Annotated in this window: 17 protein-coding genes and 1 pseudogene; 7 read left to right on the top strand and 11 right to left on the bottom strand. The window is 59.9% G+C overall.

Features of this window, described 5'->3' with window-relative positions:
• The first annotated feature begins 24 nt into the window (after positions 1 to 24).
• Entirely contained in the window at positions 25 to 885 is an 861-nt protein-coding gene (locus tag LK493_RS01120; RefSeq protein WP_138112862.1) for a DegV family protein, read from the top strand.
• A 168-nt stretch (positions 886 to 1,053) separates the two neighbouring features.
• On the opposite strand, the gene LK493_RS01115 is transcribed toward LK493_RS01120, so the two are convergent.
• On the bottom strand, positions 1,054 to 1,197 hold the full coding sequence (locus tag LK493_RS01115) for a hypothetical protein (protein ID WP_212746029.1): 144 nt from the start codon (positions 1,195 to 1,197) through the stop codon (positions 1,054 to 1,056).
• Between the two features lie 431 nt (positions 1,198 to 1,628).
• Between LK493_RS01115 and LK493_RS01110 the strand changes: the two genes are divergently transcribed.
• A complete protein-coding gene (locus LK493_RS01110) occupies positions 1,629 to 4,556 on the top strand; it encodes a TOTE conflict system archaeo-eukaryotic primase domain-containing protein (RefSeq protein WP_195234903.1) in 2,928 nt (975 codons plus the stop codon).
• A gap of 121 nt (positions 4,557 to 4,677) precedes the next feature.
• Here LK493_RS01110 and LK493_RS01105 read toward each other — a convergent pair whose 3' ends face one another.
• The 5 genes from LK493_RS01105 to LK493_RS01085 form a co-directional block, all read right to left on the bottom strand.
• The gene (locus LK493_RS01105) at positions 4,678 to 4,986 is read right to left on the bottom strand and encodes a type II toxin-antitoxin system RelE/ParE family toxin (RefSeq protein ID WP_055285799.1); all 309 of its coding nucleotides are present in this window, start codon (positions 4,984 to 4,986) and stop codon (positions 4,678 to 4,680) included.
• 2 nt (positions 4,987 to 4,988) lie between these two features.
• Complete coding sequence (locus LK493_RS01100; protein ID WP_227789828.1) at positions 4,989 to 5,288, bottom strand: type II toxin-antitoxin system RelB/DinJ family antitoxin; 300 nt, start codon at positions 5,286 to 5,288, stop codon at positions 4,989 to 4,991.
• A gap of 114 nt (positions 5,289 to 5,402) precedes the next feature.
• On the bottom strand, positions 5,403 to 6,161 hold the full coding sequence (locus tag LK493_RS01095; protein ID WP_227789827.1) for an LOG family protein: 759 nt from the start codon (positions 6,159 to 6,161) through the stop codon (positions 5,403 to 5,405).
• Positions 6,162 to 6,374: 213 nt separating this feature from the next.
• Positions 6,375 to 7,514 (bottom strand): tRNA guanosine(34) transglycosylase Tgt, encoded by a 1,140-nt coding sequence (gene tgt / locus LK493_RS01090; protein WP_055285790.1) that lies wholly within the window; start codon positions 7,512 to 7,514, stop codon positions 6,375 to 6,377.
• A 378-nt stretch (positions 7,515 to 7,892) separates the two neighbouring features.
• Positions 7,893 to 8,693 carry an SDR family NAD(P)-dependent oxidoreductase gene (locus tag LK493_RS01085; RefSeq protein WP_006235414.1) on the bottom strand — a complete coding sequence of 267 codons (801 nt, stop codon included), beginning with the start codon at positions 8,691 to 8,693 and terminating at the stop codon, positions 7,893 to 7,895.
• A gap of 294 nt (positions 8,694 to 8,987) precedes the next feature.
• Here LK493_RS01085 and LK493_RS01080 point away from each other — a divergent pair, with 294 nt between their 5' ends.
• Complete coding sequence (locus LK493_RS01080; protein WP_227789826.1) at positions 8,988 to 10,763, top strand: coiled-coil domain-containing protein; 1,776 nt, start codon at positions 8,988 to 8,990, stop codon at positions 10,761 to 10,763.
• A gap of 335 nt (positions 10,764 to 11,098) precedes the next feature.
• Here the strand turns inward: LK493_RS01080 and queA are convergent, their stop codons facing one another.
• The 3 genes from queA to LK493_RS01065 form a co-directional block, all read right to left on the bottom strand.
• Positions 11,099 to 12,310, bottom strand: a complete 1,212-nt coding sequence (queA, locus tag LK493_RS01075; RefSeq protein ID WP_055285786.1) for a tRNA preQ1(34) S-adenosylmethionine ribosyltransferase-isomerase QueA — start codon at positions 12,308 to 12,310, stop codon at positions 11,099 to 11,101.
• Positions 12,311 to 12,380: 70 nt separating this feature from the next.
• Positions 12,381 to 12,956 (bottom strand): epoxyqueuosine reductase QueH, encoded by a 576-nt coding sequence (locus LK493_RS01070; protein WP_117770603.1) that lies wholly within the window; start codon positions 12,954 to 12,956, stop codon positions 12,381 to 12,383.
• Positions 12,957 to 12,966: 10 nt separating this feature from the next.
• Positions 12,967 to 13,533: a DUF3267 domain-containing protein gene (locus tag LK493_RS01065; RefSeq protein WP_227789825.1), complete on the bottom strand. Its 567-nt coding sequence runs from the start codon at positions 13,531 to 13,533 to the stop codon at positions 12,967 to 12,969.
• 132 nt (positions 13,534 to 13,665) lie between these two features.
• On the opposite strand from LK493_RS01065, the gene LK493_RS01060 reads away from it, so the two are divergent.
• Positions 13,666 to 15,816: a methionine--tRNA ligase gene (locus LK493_RS01060; RefSeq protein ID WP_117770605.1), complete on the top strand. Its 2,151-nt coding sequence runs from the start codon at positions 13,666 to 13,668 to the stop codon at positions 15,814 to 15,816.
• A 59-nt stretch (positions 15,817 to 15,875) separates the two neighbouring features.
• Complete coding sequence (locus tag LK493_RS01055) at positions 15,876 to 16,979, top strand: RsmB/NOP family class I SAM-dependent RNA methyltransferase (protein WP_227789824.1); 1,104 nt, start codon at positions 15,876 to 15,878, stop codon at positions 16,977 to 16,979.
• Positions 16,980 to 17,003: 24 nt separating this feature from the next.
• On the opposite strand, the gene LK493_RS01050 is transcribed toward LK493_RS01055, so the two are convergent.
• Positions 17,004 to 17,174 (bottom strand): hypothetical protein, encoded by a 171-nt coding sequence (locus tag LK493_RS01050; RefSeq protein ID WP_156327664.1) that lies wholly within the window; start codon positions 17,172 to 17,174, stop codon positions 17,004 to 17,006.
• A 191-nt stretch (positions 17,175 to 17,365) separates the two neighbouring features.
• On the opposite strand from LK493_RS01050, the gene LK493_RS01045 reads away from it, so the two are divergent.
• On the top strand, positions 17,366 to 18,457 hold the full coding sequence (locus LK493_RS01045; protein WP_117770607.1) for a beta/alpha barrel domain-containing protein: 1,092 nt from the start codon (positions 17,366 to 17,368) through the stop codon (positions 18,455 to 18,457).
• Positions 18,458 to 18,537: 80 nt separating this feature from the next.
• Here the strand turns inward: LK493_RS01045 and LK493_RS01040 are convergent.
• A pseudogene (locus tag LK493_RS01040) lies at positions 18,538 to 19,428 on the bottom strand (DegV family protein).
• Positions 19,429 to 19,748: 320 nt separating this feature from the next.
• Here LK493_RS01040 and LK493_RS01035 point away from each other — a divergent pair.
• On the top strand, positions 19,749 to 21,665 hold the full coding sequence (locus LK493_RS01035; protein WP_227789823.1) for a fructose-1,6-bisphosphatase: 1,917 nt from the start codon (positions 19,749 to 19,751) through the stop codon (positions 21,663 to 21,665).
• The last annotated feature ends 2 nt before the right edge of the window (positions 21,666 to 21,667 follow it).

Below are 21,667 nucleotides of genomic sequence, written 5' to 3'. Positions count from 1 at the left end.
CGCGCCCCAACGAAAGGTGCAATTATGTCTTTTGCCATCATAACCGACTCCACGTCGGACATCTCCCCCGCCCGCGCCCAAGAGCTCGGCATTTACGTGATTCCGCTGCATGTGATTATCGAGGGCGAGGACCTGCTCGACCAGGTGCAGATTACCGCCCAAGAGTACGTCGCCCGCATGGCCGGCTCCGAGCAGCTGCCGCACACCTCGCAGCCGAGTGCCGGCGAGTTCAAGGAACTCTTTGACCGCGTGCGCGCCGACGGCCACGATAGCGCCATCTTTATCTCGCTGTGCAGCGAGTGGTCCGCCTGCTACGCCAACGCCAGCCTGACGGCCGAGACGCACGAGCTCGACGTGCGCTGCATCGACTCGCGCACCGGCTCGGGCGCCGAGGGCCTGCTGGTGGAGTACGCGCTGGCCATGCGCGAGGACGGCCGCAGCCTGGACGAGACCGAGGCGCAAATCCGCGCGACGCTGCCCGACGCCCACCTGCTGCTGATTCCCCGCACGCTCGAGAATCTCGTTAAGAACGGCCGCGCGCCCAAGCTCGCCGGCCAGCTCACGCAAATGCTCAACATTCGCCTGGCCGTTTCGCCGGAGTGGAAATCGGGCGAGATCAAGGCCATAAAAAAGGGCCGCGGTGCCAAGCGCATCGTTACCAACACCATGGCCGATTGCCTCGCATTTTTGGCCGAGTATCCGGGCTCCAGCGTGCGCGTGCTCACGACCGGCGCCGCCGAGGAGCAGGAGCTTGTCAACGAGGCACTCGCGGGTCAGGATTACGTAGACGCCGGCACCGGCCCCATCGGCTGCACCATCGCCACCCACGTAGGCGTCGACGCCATCGCCATCAGCTACTGCCCCCGCTACCAGCCAACTCACTAGGGACGCCCACATCAGTTGCGGTGGAATAGGGACTGTTTTTGGCTTATTAGCCGCCAATCAATCCCTATTCCACCGCAACTTAGAAGCAGTTCGTTTGGGACGGGGCTAAAAAGACTGGTATCAAACGTTTCAGACCAGTCTTTTTAGCCCCGTCCCATTTTAGCTACTCTACATCAGCCCGCTCAGGGCGATGTCGACGGCCTCGTTGAGGTCGTCGGTGATGTGGACAAGGTCTGGATCGAGTGGGCTGATCATGCCGGCATCCATCACCGGGCCGTTGAGCCAGTCGAACAGGCCCCTCGCGGTACCCACTGGACAAAAAATGGCAAATATGAGTACCGCCACCAAATTAGTAGCAGCAAAATCTCGCCGGAATTGATCATTTCGATCAATTCCACGTCTTGCCAAGGCTCAAAATTCCGTGTTTAGTGGGTTAGATATATAGAATAATGTGGAATTGGTATTCTATTCTTACCAAATGTTATGAGACTACATTAACAACAGTACTCATATTTGACGTTATTTGACCACGGAGTCATTCGAGGACCCCTCCCCACGCCGCCAACACGCCCCATAGCCGCCAAAACACCTTTAACAACAGCCGCCGCACGTTTTGGCACCGGCTAATTGCCACTCACGGATCGGTACCCCACTATTACCGAACCAAAATCGAAGTCGCATATCTCATAAAGCTGAAATGACGTACCCTCATCCCAATGAACGCTGACAAGAATGGCATTCAAATGAGCAACGCCGTGCATCAATACGCCCTTTTCGGGAACGCCTTATTCAAACTCAATAAAACGGTTGTCCACGCTTCAGATCCGCGTAAGCAGATCGTAATCTGTAGCAACGGTCCAGACATCCGTTACGCAACACTCGAAGAATGGGACAAAGCCGGCAAATCTTTCGGCGAACGTGCACAGACCGAGGGCATCGTTACCAGCGCGAGCCCAGCGCGCGACAAACTCGAGCTCTTTCGCAATCTTTTTACCGGCCGCAAAGATGTGCACGCTCACGGGTATCGCAGAAAAGACGGGGGCATCGGCTATACACCCGCCTGCGCAAATGAGTGGAAGCCAGGCATTTGCCCCAAAGCAAACCATCACAGAATTAAATGCGCTGAATGTCGCAGCCGCACATTCCTTGAGCTGAACGATGCCGCCATTATCGCCCATTTCAAAGGCAGCGACGACAGGCTCCGGGACGTCATAGGTCAATATGTTCTCGACAAAGACTGCAACACAAATGTCCTTGTCATTGATTTTGACAAAGCCGATTGGAAAGAAGCGACAAACGCTATCAGGCTTGTCGTAAAAAACCATGGAATTAACGCTGCGGTCGAGCGATCAAGGTCAGGCAACGGCGCGCATATCTGGTTTTTCTTCCTAGAACCTATAAACGCAAAGACAGCACGAGATTTCGGTAGCTGCCTTATCGCCGAAGCAGCGGCACTCAACAAGACAATCACCTTCGAAGCCTTTGACCGAATGATACCCGCGCAGTCCACCATTCCTGAAGGCGGCTTTGGAAATCTCATTGCGCTGCCCTTTCAGGGAAAAGCGCAGCGGGAAGGAAACAGCGTATTTGTTGACGAACGATTCGAGCCCTTTCCCGACCAATGGCTTTACCTTTCGCAAATCCAACTAATCTCGCGTGCGACGGTGGATCGTCTGATCGAGGACACCAAAAACAAACCGCTTGGAATAGCAACAGCTGCAGCGACAAACAAAACCAGGCGCAATGTCCAAAAGCCACGAAAGCGGCTCCCGCTCACGCCACGAGACTTCCCCTCGAACCTGCTCGTCACACAAGCCGATATGCTCTACATCCCCGAAAAGTCTCTGAGCCCGGCAGCTCAAATGGAAATCCGCAGGCTTGCGACATTTGCCAACCCGGAGTTCTTCCGTGCGCAATCTATGCATCAATCAGTATTCGGCAAACCGCGACTCATAGACCTCAGCGAACTTAGAGATGGCCGCGTCGCGATTCCCAGAGGCTGCAAAGCCCAACTTGAGCAGCTGATTCAAGAAGCCCACGTTACTGCCCATTATTCAGACGAACGTAGCACAGGCAATCCAATTGAGATGGCATTCAAAGGGACCCTTCATCCCGAACAGCAAATTGCCGCCGACCAGATGCTTGAATACGAAGACGGAATCATGTCTGCGCCAACGGGCTTCGGTAAAACCGTCATCGGAGCTTATCTTATTGCCGCCGTTGGTCTTCCGGCGCTCGTCATTGTTCCAAAGACCGCGCTCATAGCCCAATGGAAATCGCAGCTCGAACGATTTCTCGACATTACGGACACCAGAGAGCCGGTCCGAACGCCAAAAGGACGAATCAGCAAAAAGCAACCTCCCCTTATTGGACAAATCGGAGGGGGCAAAACCGCCGTCAGCGGCCTTATCGACGTCGCTTCCTTTCAGTCGCTATCTGGCAAAGACTCCCAAACCGGGGAGCCGATAGTTAAGAACCTTGTTCGTAATTACGGCCTCATTATCTGCGACGAATGCCACCATGCTGCCGCGCCACAGCTCGAGCTCGTCCTCAAGTCCGCTCCAGCCAAATATATATATGGCCTCTCCGCGACACCCGAGCGCTCCGACGGACTCACGCGGGCGCTCTCGATGCTCTGCGGCCCGCTTCGCTATGTCATCGATCCAAAAACGCAGGCAATTCAGCAGGGCATCCAGCGCATCGTTCGACCGAGATTTACCGGCATTCGGCTATCCGCCTACGAGCCGGATGCAAGCTTCAATCAGATTCTCGATATGCTGTGTGCACATGCGGCAAGAAACGAATTGATTGTCGATGACGCCCTCGAAGCAGCGTCAAACGGTCGACATCCGCTCATACTATCCAAAAGGAAAAAGCATGCTGAGGAACTGTTCAGGTTGCTTAATGATCGCAGACACGAGCCCATACTCTTAACCGGAGAAATCGGCGCCAAAGAAAGAAAAGCGATACTGAACAGTCTTCCCGGCTTTGAGCATGAACATCGAATCATCGTCGCCACCGAAAGCCTTCTGAGCGAGGGCTTCGATCTGTCCTACCTTGACACCCTTTTCATTGCCACGCCGATATCTTGGGACGGCAGCGTAACGCAGCAGGTGGGCAGACTGCATAGAAGCCACGAGGGCAAGCAACAGGTTGAGATATTCGACTACATTGACCTGTCGATACCCATGCTCGCCCGCATGTACCAGAAAAGACTCAAGACGTACGCCAAGTTGGGGTACGAAATTTATTCAGCAGAGGACAGCGAGCAACCCGATTACAACATTCTCATAGAGCCGGCAAACGCTATTGAGGCATTAATTAAAGACATCACCGGTGCCACAAAGAGTGCCTTCATAGCCGCATCCTACGCATCCGCCGCATGCCTCACGAAACTCACCACCACACTCGCAGGCGCAGCCGCCCGTGGGATTACCCTTGAGGTTTATGTTGCCTCACCTCCGCGCGATGACGCGAAAGCGATTTTTGCCGAGATGAACGTCGACTATTCCGTCAAGGCCAAAGGGCGGCTGTGCGCGGCCGTGATTGACGAGGAAACTGTCTGGTACGGGACTATCCCGCTGCTGGCATTCCCCAAGAAAGAAGACCGTAGCATCCGTTTCAAAAGCAACGAAGTCGCCGCTGAGTTTTTGAGCGAAATCCAGCAATGAGGAGAACCGGGGGCCGCAGCAGCGAACGGGGCGCCCACATCAGTTGCGGTGAAATAGGGACTGTTTTTGGCCAATCGACCGCAAATCAGTCCCTATTCCACCGCAACTTGGAAATCGGCGATCAGCCCAGCGGACCCTGAAACAGTTCCTCATGCGAGCCCATTCTCACCAGCCTAATCACTGGGTTAGTCTTATGGGGAAGATAAAGAACGACCACATCGACCAAGCCATCGGATAGGTGGAAATCGATGTGGCCGTTGTAGTTTCCGCCCGGGTTTGAGAGCTCGTGGGCGCCATACTCCGCCGGAAGTGACCCATGAGCCACAAGCTCTGCAACCGCCGCTTTAAACTCACTTTTTAGCTGCGGATGCATGCGCATCGTTCGTTTGTAGTCCGCCTTAAATTGAGCCTCGACTTTAATCTCAAACATCGCTAGTCCTCATCGAGGAACGATATAAGCTCATCAGCGTTATTGAATGACGGGCTGTCGTCCGTCAAAATCCCCAACTCATGAGCCTCGGCGATCACCATGGCACGCCTCGTCGCCTCGTTGGGCATCTCCGCCCTTCCTACAATCTCAAAAGGAATCTTTCGCTGATTTACCAGCTGCCGAACGGCAAGATTGAGATAGGAATTGAGGCTGAGGCCGACCGAATCCAAGAACTCAGTCGCCTGCTCCTTGAGCCCCTCTTCGAGGCGAACCGTCGTAGGCTTAACCGTTGCAGTAGACATACGCGACCTCCTTGCCCTCGTCTTTTGCATCAGTATACCCAATATAAATGGCAACCTGACGTTAGATAGCATCAGATTGCCATGCATATTCATGTCGCGGTAGACACGATTGCTCTACATCAACCCGCTGAGCGCAATGTCAACGGCCTCGTTGAGGTCGTCGGTAATGTGTACCAGATCCGGGTCGAGCGGGCTAATCATACTGGCGCTCATTACCGGGCCGTTAAGCCAGTCGAACAGGCCCTGCCAGTACTCGGTGCCCACCAGCACAAGCGGCATGCGCTTGACCTTGTGCGTTTGCACCAGCGTGAGCACCTCGAACATCTCGTCGAGTGTGCCAAACCCGCCGGGAAAAACAATAGCGCCCGAGCTGTATTTGACGAACATGGTCTTGCGCACAAAGAAGTAACGGAAGTCCATACCAAGGTTCACGTATTTGTTGAGCCCCTGCTCGTGCGGCAGCTCAATGCCCAAACCAACTGACTTGCCGTTGACGCTCGCCGCCCCCTTATTAGCCGCTTCCATGACACCAGGACCACCGCCGGTGATAACCGCCACGCCGCGCTGGGCAATCTTACGGCCGACTGTGCGCGCCGCCTTGTAGAGCGGATCGGTCTTGGGCGTGCGGGCGCTGCCGAAGATGGTCACCGCAGGACCAAGCTCGGCAAGCGCGCCAAAGCCATCGACGAATTCTGCCTGAATACGAAGGACGCGCCACGGATCGGCATGCAACCAGTCGGTTGAATCTTCGGGCGCCAGCAGGTTGGCGTAGGTGTTGTCCTTAGGAATCATGGGGCCGCGCATAACCACGGGGCCGCGGCGGTACGTCTCGTCGTAGGCGGGCTCGCCCTCGACGTTCTCATTCTTAATCATGGGTACTCCTATCGAGAAAAAGAAAAGCGGGCGGGGTCGACGCCATGCGCCAAACACCCGCCCGAACATCAACTATTCGGTATGGTACCCACGTTGCATCAAGCGCTTGCAAGGCATCGGTCAGCGGTCGCGCAGCCGGCGTCAGCGAATGTGACGAGCGGCTGCCGCTCAACCTTTGCCGTTGCCCACGCTCTGCAAGCGTGCCTGTCGCCCTTAGTAATCCACCGCAGCAGGACTGTTCATCCAGTCGCTCACGAATGCACCGTAACGGCCCTCGATAATGGCCTGGCGGGCACGCTGCATAAGGTTGAGCAGGTAGTAGATGTTGTGCATCGACAGCAGAATGCCGCCGAGCATCTCCTTCTGCGTGACCATGTGGCGGATGAGCGCGCGGCTGTAGCCGCCCGTGCACACCGGGCAGGTGCAGGTGGGATCGATGGGGCCGTCGTCGTGCGCAAAACGCGCGTTGCGGAAGTTGAGGCGACCCTCGCTGGAGAACGCCGTGCCCATGCGGCCGGTGCGCGTCGGCAGCACGCAGTCGAACATGTCGATGCCCACGCCCACACCGCGCACGAGGGTGGTGGGGTTGCCGACGCCCATCAGGTAGCGTGGCTTGTGCTTGGGCATGTACTCGCTTACGAGCGGTGCCAGGGTCTCGAACATGGTCTCGTGGTCCTCGCCCACCGAGTAGCCGCCGATGCCGTAACCGGGGAAGTCGCCGCACTCCTCCAAATGGCGCAGCGAGCGCAGGCGCAGATCTAGGTGCATGCCGCCCTGAACAATGCCAAAGAGCGCCTGGTCGTCGCGGGTATGCGCCTTATAGCAGCGCTCGGCCCACATGCTCGACAGCTCCACCGCGCGCTCAACGTAGGCGCGCGTGGCGGGATAGCCCGGGCACTGGTCCAGCTGCATGCAGATGTCGGAGCCGAGCTTCATGGCGATCTCCATGTTGTCCTCGGGTGTCCAGAACACGTGGCGGCCGTCGTAATCGTTGACGATAAAGCGCACGCCCTCGTCGGTGAGCTTGACGGCGTCGTTGTGGCTGAACACCTGGAAACCGCCCGAGTCGGTGAGGATAGGACCGTGCCAGTTCATAAACTTGTGCAGGCCGCCCAGCTCGGCGATAGTGTCCTCGCCGGGACGCATGGACAGATGATAGGTGTTGGCAAGCACGATCTGGGCGCCGAGCTGTTTGACGGTCTCGGTGGGGATGCCCTTGACGTTTGCCTTGGTGCCCACGGGCATAAAGATCGGCGTCTCGATGTCGCCGTGCGGGGTGTGCAGCACGCCGGCACGCGCATGCGTCGTCGGATCCTCGGCGATCAGGTCGAATTTAAAAAGGCTCTGGTCCATAAACTGGAACTCCTTGGTTGCGGTTCATACGCAAACCATTATACGGGCAACCCGCAAGAAGCACCGACTCGACAGAAACTGATGCAAAGGGGTCATAGTCGTTTAAGAACGTCCCCAACGACTACATCCAACAGCCAAGGCAACGCCGATGCTTTGTCAACGACAGCGAAAACCCGCCAGATCGAGCAAGGTGCCTTCAAGCAAAATGGCGCCGCAGGTTGAGCATAAGTCAGCGAGCGGGCCGCATTTGAGACAAGGTGACGTGAAACGAAAGGGCGCTGACCTTCTGGTCGCGCCCTTGAAGTTGAACGTCAGATTGTCCAAATGCGGCCCGCGCAGCGTCGAGCCGTTACGCGGTTTGGTAAAACCGCGTAACCCCTAAGGACGCTGGCCCATGCCACCCTCGAGGGTGACGGTCTCGCCGTTCATATACTTAAAGTCGGGACCGCAGAGCTGAACGACAACGCGGCCGATTTCCTTCTCGACGTCGCCGTAGTGGCCAGCCGGCGGCATGTGGACGTTGGCCTTGAACGCCTCGGGATAGGCATCCTGGAAGTTCTCGAGCGCAGCGGTCCAAGCAAGCGGGCAAACGATATTGACGTTGATGCCGTCCTTGCCCCACTCGTTGGCAGCGACGCGGGTCAGACCGCGGATGCCCTCCTTGGCAGCGGCGTAGCTGCACTGGCCATAGTTGCCAAACAGGCCGGCGCCCGAAGCAAAGTTGACCACGGAGCCCTTGGTCTCCTTCAGGTGCGGATAGGCCTTCTGCATGTACAGATAGGTAGCATACAGACCGGAGTAAATGGCCAGGTTAAACTGATCCATGGTGTGATCGGCGATGGTCACACCCGAGGCGCTGGCCTGAGCATTGTTGACGACGGCGTCGATGCGGCCGAACTCCTCAATGGCCTTGTCGATGACGTTCTGGACAACGGCCTCGTTATCCTGGCCAGCCGAGACATCGGCCTGAACAGGCAGAACCTTGACACCGTACTCGGCCTCGAGAGACTCCTTGGCGGCCTCGAGCTTGGCGACGTTGCGGCCGGTGATGACGAGGTTCGCGCCCTCCTTGGCAAATGCGATATCGATGCCGTAGCCGATGGAGCCAGCGGAACCGTCCTTAAGCGTGGCCTTGCCGCCGCCGGTGACGATCACGGTCTTACCAGTGAAAAGTCCCATACAAAGTCCTTTCAAATCGCGACGGGCACGCCCGCCGACTGCGCGTATCCAACTTCACGCGCCAAAAGCTGAGATGCAACTTTAGCGTGTTCAAGCGAAAATAAAAGACCGCGGTAGGCGAACGGCACCACGTCGTTCGGCGAAGGGATTGTCAAGTACAAACTGGATAAAGCGGCCGAGTTATCGTTATCAGATCGAGCCATCGAACACGTTTTGAAACTTTGCTGCAGCGCGTGGGATGTCGGCGTGAGACTTTATCATAGGGTGACAAACAACGATGAGGAGCACATGCCTATGACAGACGAGCTGGACCCCCAGACTCAGCAGCATATTGATCATTCCGAAGACGCCGTCGACGACTGCGATACTCCTACCTGCGTCGACGCCTCCACCGATGCGCCCGCCACCGCAGATGCGCACGCCGGTGCGGATAAGGCAACAGACACAGACGATACTGTCGAGCATGATGAAAGCGAGCAGCCGGAGCCGAGCGATGCCGAACCTGACACGGACCCCGCCCCGCAAGCAGCGGGCCCCATCGAGGTGTCTTCGGAAGAAGAGCTCGATGCCGTCATGGACTCCATGATGGATGCCGTCAAAGCGATGAAAGACGCCGTGGCCGATGCCGATATTGATGCCGAGGAAGAGGAGGCCGCCGAGGCGGCCTCGACCTTTGTACCCGGCGAGACCCCCGTTGCCGACCAGGGCAGCACCATGCCCTCGTTTCTGCAGCTCGAGCACCCCACGATTGGCGCCGATGCGGTCGATCCGCACGCAGCGGGCTTTTCTGTGGTCGAGGGCGGTACCGGCAATATCGCCGCGCCGCAGGCTGCCGATGCGGACGCTGTCGACACCGCTCGCCCGATCGCCCCGCACTCCCCCGACGCGAACCGCGATCTGGGGACCGCTGTCTCGAACACCGCGAACGCCGTGGGCACCTTTATTGCCCAGGGCGCCTCGGCCATGCGCGAGATGAACGCCGCGAAAAAGGCACTTGCCGATGCCCGCGCCCACCTGGCCGAACTTGAGCAGCGCATTGTCGATCAGGCCGAGGAGCTCGAGACGCGCCAGGATATCGCAGGCCGCTACGACCAGATCGTCGCCGACCAGCGTCAGGCGATCGCCACAGCGCAAAAGACCGCTGCGGCAGCCGAGATTGACCGTGATGCCCACGCCGCCAAAGCGACAGAGCTCAAGAGTCAGCTCGAACAAATGAAGACAGAGGATGACGCGACTGAGCTCCGCCTGAAGGCCGCGCTCGACGCCGTGGAGGCCCGCGAGGCAAGCTCGCGCGAGACCGGCAACCGCCTCGTTCGACGTCTTGAGGATTCCAAGCGCATCCGCGACAAGGTGCAGGCCGAGCGAGACGCCGGCATTGCCGCCGCACAACAAACCGTCGACGCCACGCGCGCCCAGCTCGAGACGCTGCGTCATGAGTATGCCGAGCTGCAACGCAATCCCTCGGCAAATCCCGCCAACTATACGGTGCGCACCAGCGAGCTCTCGATGCAGATCTCCGACACGGCAGATGCCCTGCGTAAAGCCGAAGAAGATGTCCCGCGCATCACCGCCGACCTTGAGCACTCGCTTGCCGCAGCCGAGCAGGCCGTCGAGCAGGCTCAAGCCCCCATTGCCGAAGCCAAACGCGCGCACCAAGCCGTGACGACTGAGGCTGATGCCGCGCGCGACGAGCTGCAGACGGCGAAAACTGCCGCCACGACGCGCCAGCGCGAACTGCGCGAGAAGATCGCCGCCGAGGACAAGGCACGCCGCGACCAAGAGCAAAGCATCGCCAACGCCCAAGCAGATGCCGCACATGCACAGTCGATCATCGAGCAGGCGACCGAGGTACATGACCATCCAGAGATCACTGAGTCGCTTGCAGGATCCTTGGCCCGAGACAAAGCCGAACACGCCGAGACCGAGCGAGAAGTCGCCCAGCTCGAGGCCACCGAGGACGCGGTGCGCGAGCGCACCCGCGACTCACGCATCAAATTCACCGGCGCCATCGTCTGCATCGTCGCCGCAATCCTGGTGATCATCCTAGTCTGGCTGTTCGCGAGCAAGTAAACCAGCCGCCAAAAAAAACGCTCAACGCAGTTGCGGTGAGATAGTTCCTGTTTAGCCCAAAAAGGCCAATTCAAGAACTATCTCACCGCAACTTATTTAGATTGATGCAAGGTAGTCGTTTAAGAACGTCCCCAATGACTACACCGATGTTTTGTTGACAACCAAAGAAATGCCGGTGTTTTGGCAACGACAGCGAGCGGGTCGCATTTGAGGCAAGGTGACGTGAAACGAAAGGGCGCTGACCTTCTGGTCGCGCCCTTGAAGTTGAACGTCAGATTGTCCAAATGCGGCCCGCGCAGCGTCGACCGGTTACGGCGTTTGTAAAACGCCGTAACCTACAAGATGAGCATGGCGTCACCAAAGCTGAAGAAGCGGTAGCGTTCTTCGATAGCAGCGGCGTAGGCATCCATGATCTGGTCGCGGGTGGCAAGTGCGCTTACGAGCATCATGAGCGTGGAGCGCGGCACGTGGAAGTTCGTGATCAGCGCGTCGACCACGTGATAGGTCGAGCCGGGCATAAGGTAGAGCTGCGTTGTCGCGTTCTCGCGCACCACGATGTCGCCGCGGCCGAGCGTGTCGGCCCCGTCCTCGCGGCCCTCAAAATAGCGCGCCGTCACAGCCGGATCGGACACCGGCGCGTCCGCGTCAAACGCGCTCTCGAGCGAGCGCACTGCGGTAGTGCCGACGGCGATCACACGATGGCCCTCGGCCTTCGCCTTATGCACGGCGTCGACAACCTCCTGCGACACGTGGTAGCGCTCGGTGTGCATCACGTGCTGCGCGGGGTCGTCCTCCTCCACCAGACGGAAGGTATCGATACCCACCTCGAGCTCGACGGCGGCAAACTTGGCACCCTTGGCCTCGATGGCAGCCATGAGCTCGGGAGTAAAATGCAGACCCGCCGTGGGAGCAGCGGCCGAGTGCTCCTCCTTCATGGCGTAGACGGTCTGGTACTTCTCGGGATCGCCCTCGTAATCGGTAATGTAGGGCGGCAGCGGCACGTGGCCGGCAGCATGGATGGCCTCGTCGAGCGTGCGCGGCTCGCCGGCGGCATTGCAACCGGCCGGCTCAAAGCGTACCAGGCGGCCGCCGCGGCTATCGGTGACAAAGTCGACAACCTCGGCCGTCAGCACCACGGGAGCCCCCTCGGGCGCATGGGCGCCACCGGCGCGATACTCAATATGAGCACCGGGCTTCAGGCGCTTGCCCGGCTTGACCAAGCACTCCCAAACATGGCCCAGCGGATCCACGTCCTCGCGGCGCTTGAGCAGCAGGGTCTCGACCACGCCGCCCGATCCCGTTTTACGACCGATCAGACGGGCCGGCATCACGCGCGTCTGATTGATGACGAGCACGTCGCCCGGCTCGATATAGTCGATGATGTCGCGGAAGATGCGGTGCTCAACGGTACCGCCGTGCTCCAGCGGCGTTCCCGCCTGGGAGCCCTTGCGATCCACCACCAGCAGGCGGCAGGAGTCGCGCGGCTCGGCTGGAGCCTGGGCGATCAGTTCCTCAGGAAGGTTGTAGTCAAAATCATCGGTACGCATAGACACGTCGGATACTCCTTATATAGCTAAAGTCCGCTCTACATCCTAGCAGGCTGACGTCCCAAATGAACTACTTTTTGGACGCTTTGCGCTCGTCGCGGATGCGGGCGCGGTCCATGGCCGCCTCGACAGCCGAGAAGCGGCAACCACAGTAGTTCTGCCGATACATGCCCAGCTCGCGCGAACGGCGTGTCGCCTCGGGGTAATACGGACGAAAATCGCGAATCACCGGAGTGAGACCGCGGGCGGCAGCCAGACGCTCCAACACATCATTGCAGGTTTCGAACAACTGATACGGCGAGACGGCGAGCGTCGTACCCACAAACTCAAACCCACGCTCCTGGGCCACGCGGCACGCCTCGGCCAAGCGCAGGGCATAGCACGCACGACAGCGACGGGGCCGATCGGCACCCAGCGGTGCCACGCCGGCCTCCCAGCGCTCACGGTCCTCCCCCGCCTCGATAAGCTCGATGTCGCCATCGGCACACCACCGGCGCAGCTCGTCCAAACGCCGCTGCCATTCATCGTGCGGCTGAATATTGGGGTTGGTCCAGCAGATTGTGGGCTCAAACCCTTCCTCGCGCAGCAGGCGGACCGGCTCAAGAGAGCACGGCGCACAGCAGGCGTGCAACAACAACGGCTTCATCGACATCTCCTCACCCGAAAAAGCGCACGCCGAAGGACGTGTCCTCGCAGGCGACAATGCGGCGGTCGCGCAAAATGGTCCGCACGTAATACCAGTCGCCCACACAGCCTGACAAATGCAAGCCGGCCGCCAGATAGCACAGCAGCGGATAGCCCGAAAACGCAAACCCCAGGGCAAGCGTTGTCGTCACAACAGCCGTCGGTGCCAGGCAAACCGCCATGTACCGCCGGCGCGAATACACAACGCCCTCGGCGCAGGCATAGATCATCGCCGTCTCGCGATTCGCCCCAAAGGTCACCTGCGCGCCCGCAGGCGCCAGCAGCTTAAAAAACACACCGTGCACCAGCTCGTGCACGGCGAACGACGCCATTGAGATCGCAGCCAAGCCGACTATCCAGCCCACGACAGCCATCCAGCCGCCCGCGTCAGCCGCATCCAAGTCTGCAGGCCCGCCCAGCAGCATAAACACCGGCACCAGGCACACGGCAAACACGCCGACTACGACCATCCCCCACACGAAGCAAGCGTGCAGAAATTCCTCGTCTTCAAACGCATGTATGTTGGAAATCTCATTCATAGCATCTTAGGATAGCGCCCCTGCCACGTACCCGTCCGCATGTGCGATAATGTCGAACGATATGCACGAATTGACCACCGCGTCGCCAGGCCTTGCGCCCGGCCGCGCTCTCACCATATGCGAAGGAGTCCCATGGCATCCAAATACTCCATGAACGACCGTCCCAGCTGGCCTCGCCGCGCCATCGTTACCGCCGGCGAGCCCTACGGCAACAAGGGCCTTCACTTTGGCCACGTCGGTGGCGTCTTTGTCCCGGCCGACTTCTTCGCCCGCTTCCTGCGCGACCGTCTGGGCCGCGAGAACGTCATCTTCACCTCGGGCACCGACTGCTATGGCTCGCCCATCATGGAGAGCTACCGCAAGCTCAAGGAGAACGAGGGCTACGACAAGTCCATCGCCGAGTATGTCGAGTCCAATCACTCCCGCCAGGCCGCGACCCTCAACAACTACAACATCAGCTGCGATATCTACGGCGGCTCGGGCCTTGAGCCGGCTGCGCAGATTCACAACGAGGTGACCGCCGAGATTATCGAGCGTCTGCACGAACAGGGCACCATCTCCAAGCGCTCCACGCTGCAGTTCTACGACGCCAAGGCCGGCACGTTCCTCAACGGCCGCCAGGTGATCGGCCGCTGCCCCATCCAGGGCTGCAAGTCCGAGAAGGCTTATGCCGACGAGTGCGACCTGGGTCACCAGTTTGAGCCCGAGGAGCTCATCGCGCCCAAAAGCCAGCTCACCGGCGAGGTGCCCGAGCTGCGCCCGGTCGACAACCTCTACTTCGACCTGCCGGCCTACCTCGACTTTATGAAAACCTATACCGCCAAGCTCGCCCAGAACCCGCAGGTTCGCTCCGTGGTCTCCAAGACCATGGAAGAGTGGCTGCTGCCGGCCCAGCTCTACATCCAGAACAAGTTCCGCGAGGCCTTCGATGCCGTCGAGGATCAGCTTCCCGAGCACACCGTGCTGGAGCCCGAGGGCAACAAGAGCAGCTTTACCGTCACCTTCCCCAGCTGGAAGGAGCGCGACGATGCCCACGCGGTGCTCGCCAACGGCGGCGTGCGCTTCCGCAGCGGCAAGGCGCTCGTACCCTTCCGCATCACCGGCAACATCGACTGGGGCGTTCCGGTGCCCGAGGTCGATGGCGTCTCCGACGTCACCTGCTGGTGCTGGCCCGAGAGCCTGTGGGCTCCCATCAGCTATACGCGCACCGTGCTCGCACGCGATGCCAAGGCCGCCGGCGTGACCGAGGGCGTCGCCGCCCAGGATGCCGCCCTCATGGGCGAGCCCGCCGCCGATTCCACGCAGGTCCCCGCGCCCACCTACCAGCACAGCTCGCTCGACTGGCGCGACTGGTGGTGCTCGGATGACGCACAGATCTACCAGTTCATTGGCCAGGACAACATCTACTTCTATTGCATCGCGCAGACCGCCATGTGGGAGGCCCTGGGTTGGAACCTCACGCAGAGCACCGTCAGCGCCTGCTACCACCTGCTCTACATGGGCAAAAAGGCAAGCTCGTCCTCGCAGACTCCTCCCCCGCCGGCAGACGACCTGCTCAACCACTACACCTGCGAGCAGATGCGCGCGCATTGGCTGTCGCTCGGCCTGTCCGAGAAGCCGGTGAGCTTTAGCCCCAAGGCATACGACACGCGCGTGACCGGCAAGGACAAGGACGGCAACGAGGTGCGCGCCTGCGACGACAAGCGCGTTATCGACCCCGCCCTTAAGGAGAGCGCGCTGCTGACCGGCGTGTTCAACCGCCTGGCCCGCAGCTGCTTCTACGGCGTCGCCGTCAAGGAGGGCGACGAGAGTCCCTATCGCAACGGTTGCATCCCCGCCGGTGCCGCTTCTGACACCGTGGTCGAAGCCGCCCAGCAGGCAGCCCTCGCCTTTGAGCAGGCCATGTACAAGTTCGAGACGCACCGAGCGCTCGCTGTGTGCGACGACTACCTGCGCGCCGCCAACAAGCGCTGGAGCGATGCCTCCAAGGCCGCCAACAAGCTCGAGGGCGAGCCGGCCAACGCCGCCATGACGCAGGCCCTCGTCGACGCCTTTACCGAGCTGCGCGTAGCGACCGTGCTCATGCACGGCATCGTGCCGGCCGGCTGCGAGCTCATCTGCGAGTACTTCGACGTTGACCCGGTCGCCTTCTTTAGCTGGGATAACATCTTTGCCTCCACGGATGAGTTTGTGGAGAGCCTGGGCGAGAAGCCCGGCGAGCACCGCGTGAAGCCGCTGCCCCCGCGCTTCGACTTCTTTAGCAAGCACGAGAGCCAGTACTAAAGCACGCCAGCAGCGGCGTGCCCGGAAAGTAGTCAATTTGGGACGGGAAGGAAAGACGGATGTCCAAGCCGCGTCGTCGTAAGCAGAAAAAGCAGGTCAAGGCCGAGCTCAAGCTCAGGCAGTTTGCTGCTACCGAGCTTTCCGACCAGCTTGCCGCCCAACACTCCGCCGCCGACCTGCCGCGCTTTATGGTCGACACGGTCGCCGGCGCCTATGCGCCCGCCGATGCCAAGCTCATGATCGAGGGCTTCGGCGCCGCGGCCACACGCCCGGTCACGCTGCGCGCCAACACGCTCAAGGCGACCGCCGAGGACATCGCTGCGGCGCTCGATGCCGCCTGCATCGCCCACCAAACCGTTACCTGGTATCCGGACGCCTTTATCCTGCCCGAGGCCCAGGTTTCAGATCTGTGGGATCTCGACATCTACCGCGACGGCAAAATCTACCTGCAGAGCCTGTCATCCATGATGCCGCCGTTGGTCCTGGGCGCCCAGGCAGGCGAGGACATCCTGGACATGTGCGCAGCCCCCGGCGGCAAGACGACGCAGATCGCCGCCCTCACCCAGGGACAGGCGCACCTCACCGCCTGTGAGATGAGCATTCCCCGCGCCGAAAAGCTCGAGTCGAACCTCCATCGCCAGGGTGCCAAAAACGTGCCCGTCATGCGCATCGACGCACGCGAGCTCGACGAGTTCTTCCGCTTTGACCGCATCCTGCTCGACGCTCCCTGCACCGGCACGGGCACCGTCATCAGTGGCAACGAGAAAAGCCTGCGCGGCCTCACCGAGCAGTTGCTGAGCAAGTGCGCCCGCTCGCAGCGAACACTTCTGGACCGCGCCATGGGGGCCCTCAAACCGGGCGGCACGCTCGTCTATTCGACTTGTTCGATCTTGCCGCAGGAAAACGAGGACGCCCTGCAAGAGGCCCTCGACAAGCATATGGACTGCGAGCTCATCCCCCTCGACGGCACGCCAAGCGAAAGTGAAGCACGACGCACCCAGGAAGCTGGTGAGGAGCCGCGCATCGAGTCCAACGCTCTGACCGAAGCCATTGCCGCGGGTCAGGTATCGGCCATCGTCAACGGCCTGCCCGGCACGCTCACCATTCCGCCTAGCCGCGACTTTGAGGGCTTCTACATTGCCCTGATCCGAAAACGCAGCTAGCGCACGGATCCAAAACTCAACAAGCTATCTCTGTGCGCGTTTGCCCTGCTGGTCGCGATGCTGTTTAAGCATCGCGCGCTCCTTGCGTTCGGCCCTTTTGCCCTTAATGGCCGTGACCACAAAGTAGATGACCGCGGCGGCAACGATTGCGGCCACACACAGGCCGATCGAGCCAAACATTGCTGTCAATTCCATACCGCGTCACCTCTCTTTTAAACGGGGCTTTCAAGATAGCACCTCGATACCCGCCACCACAGCTCCTTCACGTTCGCCGGCCCTTCGGTCTAACGGATGGCGCGGCGGGGAAAAATCAACTCGTCAAACGATTTAGCATTCGCAATTCCGGCTGCATCGCGCCGGCCATCATCACATAGAATCGAGCCTCCATGGATACCCTCAACGATCTAAATGAGCGCGTCGACGCCTTCGTCGGCACCAGCTCCTTCGACACGCCTGCGGCGGCAAACGACCAAGCTCCCATCGATGTGCCCGCCGAGGTGCACGAGGACATCGTCGCCTCGGTCGATTTTTCCGAGGTCGAGCTTGCAGACGAGTTCACCGAGCCCCAAATAGCCGTCACGCCCAACGGCCTGCTCCCTATGGAGCCCCTGCCCATCGACGGACGCCTACGCAAGGCTGCCCTTCGCATGCCCGACGAGATCGAGGAGGCCAGCGGCTTCACGCTCTTTGGCCGACGCATCAAGTCGCTCATTTACACCACCGATGTCGCGGTTATCCGCAACTCCAACGCCGACGCCGTCTTTGCGGTCTACCCTTTCACGCCGCAGCCCGCCATTACGCAAGCGCTGCTGACCGTCGCCGAGTGCCCGGTCTTTGTAGGCGTGGGTGGCGGAACTACGACCGGTAAGCGCTCCGTGCAGATGGCAGCCGTCTCCGAGATGCAGGGCGCGGCGGGCTGCGTGGTCAACTCCCCCGCTACTGCCGAGATGGTCGAGCACATCACCAACATCGCCGACATCCCCGTCATCGCCACGGTCGTTCGCTGCGACGACGATGCCCACGCCAAGGTGCGCGCTGGAGCCAAGATTCTCAACATCGCCGCCGGCAAGAACACGCCCCAGGTCCTACGCGAGCTGCGCGAGCACTATCCCAACCTGCCGCTTATCGCGCCGGGCGGCAAGACGCCCGAGAGCATTCGCGAGACCATCGCCGCCGGCGCCAACGCCATCATCTGGACACCGCCTTCGGCCCAGCAGCTACAGACCGACATGATGCAGCGTTATCGCAAGATGAAGGAAGACGCCACACCTGTCATCTCGCGCGACGACGTGCCCATTATCGACCAGGTCGCCGCCGCCGAGGTCAGCCAAGTCGAGAACATGAATCCCGATGTGCCGATTCCCGACGAAGTCATCGAGCGCGTCGCTTCGATCCACGAGCGCGTCGAGGAGCATCGCGCCAACCGCGGCCTCAAGCCGTCACTGCACGGCTTTTTCTTCCGCGGAAAGAAACGCTAGCAAAACATCTTGGCCCGCCCCACAAACGTGAGGCGGGCCGTTTTCGTTTGAGCAATCATGCAGCGACGTGATGGGGCAAATTAATCCACGCGCTTGTCGCCCATAAAGAAGAGCGCCACCGTACCAGGTCCGGTATGCGAGCCAATCAGAGTACCGATGTCATTGATCTCAATCTTGCCTTTAAGCTGCGGAACCTGTTCCTCAATCAGCGCCGCGACCGCCTCGGCATCCTCGCGGCACGCCGACTGCGACATGATGCACTTACCCGAATAATCTGCACCGTCCTGTACGTGTGCCATCATGGTCTTAGCCATCTCGGAAATCGCGCGCTTCTTAGTGCGAATCTTCTCACGTGGCGACAGCTTACCTTCGCAATCGACCGTCATAAGCGGGCAAATCTTAAGCGCCGTGCCGATGATCGCGCTCGCGGCCGAAATGCGACCGCCGCGCAGGTAGCTCGACAGATCGGTCGAGAAGAACCAGTGGTGCAGGTTGAGCTTGTGCTCCTCGATCCAGGCAGCCGTCTCGTCGAGTGAAGCCCCACTATCGCGCACATCGGCGGCATATTCCAACAACAGGCCAAAGCCCGAAGACGCCGCCAGCGAATCGATGACGCGCACCTTGCCGCCCTCGGGATAGCGATCCGCAAGCATCTGCGCCGCGACGCAGGCCGATCCATACGTGCCCGAAATACCCGACGACAACGTCAGGTGCAGCACGTCTTTACCCTCGGCAACAAACGGCTCCCAAAACTCCTCTTACTCACCCACGCTCACCTGAGACGTCTTGGGCATGGCGCCCGCGGCAATCTGGGCAAAAAACTCGTCCGGCGTAATCGACTGATACAGATCGTCCGTATAGACAACATCGTCGATCTCGTAATGAAAACACACGACAGGGATATTGCGCGACGCAAAGAACTCACGGGTTCGATCGGCGGCGGATTCACAGGTCAGGACAAAATCACTCATATGAGGCTCCTTACTCATTGCTGCGCAAATTATCGCACAGTGAGCCTACATGCGGTACATATGTCCACTATTTACCAAATCGAACCAAAAATAGTGAACATCTTTACCACCATCGTCTCCACCGACCCGACGCATAAATATCTGAGAAAACACCCTCTGTCGTCTCCACCCGACCAACACATCTACCTCAACTAAATCGATTTACCAAACCGTTCGGCCAACAATTCGACCTCCCACCCCCAATCGAAACAAAAGCGGCGCATACTGATAAACGTTTGACGCTGTTTATCAGTTTTACCAACCCCATCGGAAGGTGTTTCATGGTCGCATTCGATCGCAATCCGCAAGACTTTAAGTATCTGCGCCTGCTGTCGAGACAGTTCCCCACCGAACAATCCGCATTTACCGAAATTATCAACCTCTCGGCCATCCTCAACCTACCCAAGGGCACCGAGCATTTTATGAGCGACGTGCATGGCGAGTACGAAGCCTTTATGCACATCCTCAACAACTGCTCGGGCGTCGTGCGCGAACATGTCGACGAGATCTTTGGCGACACGCTCTCCTTTGACGAAAAGGGCGAGCTGTGTACGCTCATCTACTACCCGCGCGAGAAGATCGACCTGGTCCGTAGCCAGCGCGAGGACTCGCCAACCTGGTACAAGACGATGCTTGACCAGCTCATCATGGTCGCACGCTCGCTTTCGAGCCGCTACACGCGCTCCAAGGTGCGTAAGGCCATCCCGCGCGACTACGCCTACATCATCGACGAGTTGTTGCACACGCACCCGGACGAGAACAACTATCGCGTGCGCTATCACGAGCGCATCGTGGAGTCCATCCTGGAGACCGCCAGCGCCGACGACTTTATCGAGTCGCTCGCCTCGCTCGTCAAGCGCCTGGCCGTCGATCACCTGCACCTGGTGGGCGACATCTTCGACCGCGGCGGCGGCGCGGCCAAGATTATGGACCGTCTGCTCACCTACCATTCGCTCGACATCCAGTGGGGCAACCACGACCTGCTGTGGATGGGCGCTGCGGCCGGTGAGCCCGCCTGCATCGCCACGGTGTTGCGCAACAACCTACGCTACGACAACTACGAGATCCTGGAGAACGACTACGGCATCTCGCTGCGTGAGCTTGTCGCCTTTGCCGATGCCACCTACACCGCCGGTGAGTCCATCACCCCGCTGATCAAGGCCATCAACGTGCTGCTCTTTAAGCTCGAGGGCCAGATTATCCAGCGCCACCCCGAGTTCGATATGACCGACCGCCTGTTACTCGACAAGATCGACCACGACACCGGCACGGTCACGCTCGCCGACGGCAGCGTGTGGCCGCTCACGACCAACGACTTCCCCACCGTCGACCCGGCGGACCCCTACACGCTCACGTCTCAGGAGCAGCACATCATCGACAAGCTCGTGTCCGAGTTTGTCACCGCCGATCACCTGCATCGCCATATCGATTTCCTCTACACCCACGGCTCGATGTACAAGGTCGCCAACGGCAACCTGCTCTTCCATGGCTGCGTGCCGCTCAACGAAGACGGCACCTTTAGCAGCATGAACTGCCTGGGCACCTGGCACGCCGGCCGCGATTATCTCGATTTTTGCGACCACATCGCCCGCCGCGCCTGGCGCGTGGGCGACCGCGACGCTCTCGACTGGATGTGGTACCTGTGGATTGGCTTTAACTCACCCGCCAGCGGACGCCTGGTGCGTACCTTTGAGCGCGCCTATATCGCCGATAAGAGCACCTGGGTCGAGCCGATGGACCCGTACTTTACGCTTACCAAGTCGCCCTCGGTCTGCGATGACATCATGCGCGAGTTTGGCGTCGCGCCCATGGCATGTTCACCGACCGGTCACATCATCAACGGCCACACGCCCGTTAAAACCACCAAGGGTGAGCAGCCCATCCGCGCCGAGGGCAAGCTACTGGTCATCGATGGCGGCTTCTGCCGCGCTTACCATCCCAAGACGGGCATCGCTGGCTATACGCTCATCTCGAGCTCGCGCGGCTGCCGCCTCAAGTCGCACCAGGCCTTTACGACGGTTGCCGAGGCACTCACGCGCAACGTGGACATCGAGAGCGAGACCAACCGTTTTGACCAAGCAGACCGTCGCCGCATGGTGAGCGACACCGATACTGGCGCCAAGATCCGCAGCCAAATCCAAGACCTGCGTCAGCTGCTCGATGCATATAGAAACGGTGCTATCGAAGAGCGCGTCTAGCC

It is taken from the genome of Collinsella aerofaciens (assembly GCF_020709435.1).
Lineage (GTDB): Bacteria > Actinomycetota > Coriobacteriia > Coriobacteriales > Coriobacteriaceae > Collinsella > Collinsella aerofaciens_AU.
Note: the sequence above shows the minus strand (reverse complement) of the source record. Positions and strands in the feature narration are given on the sequence as shown.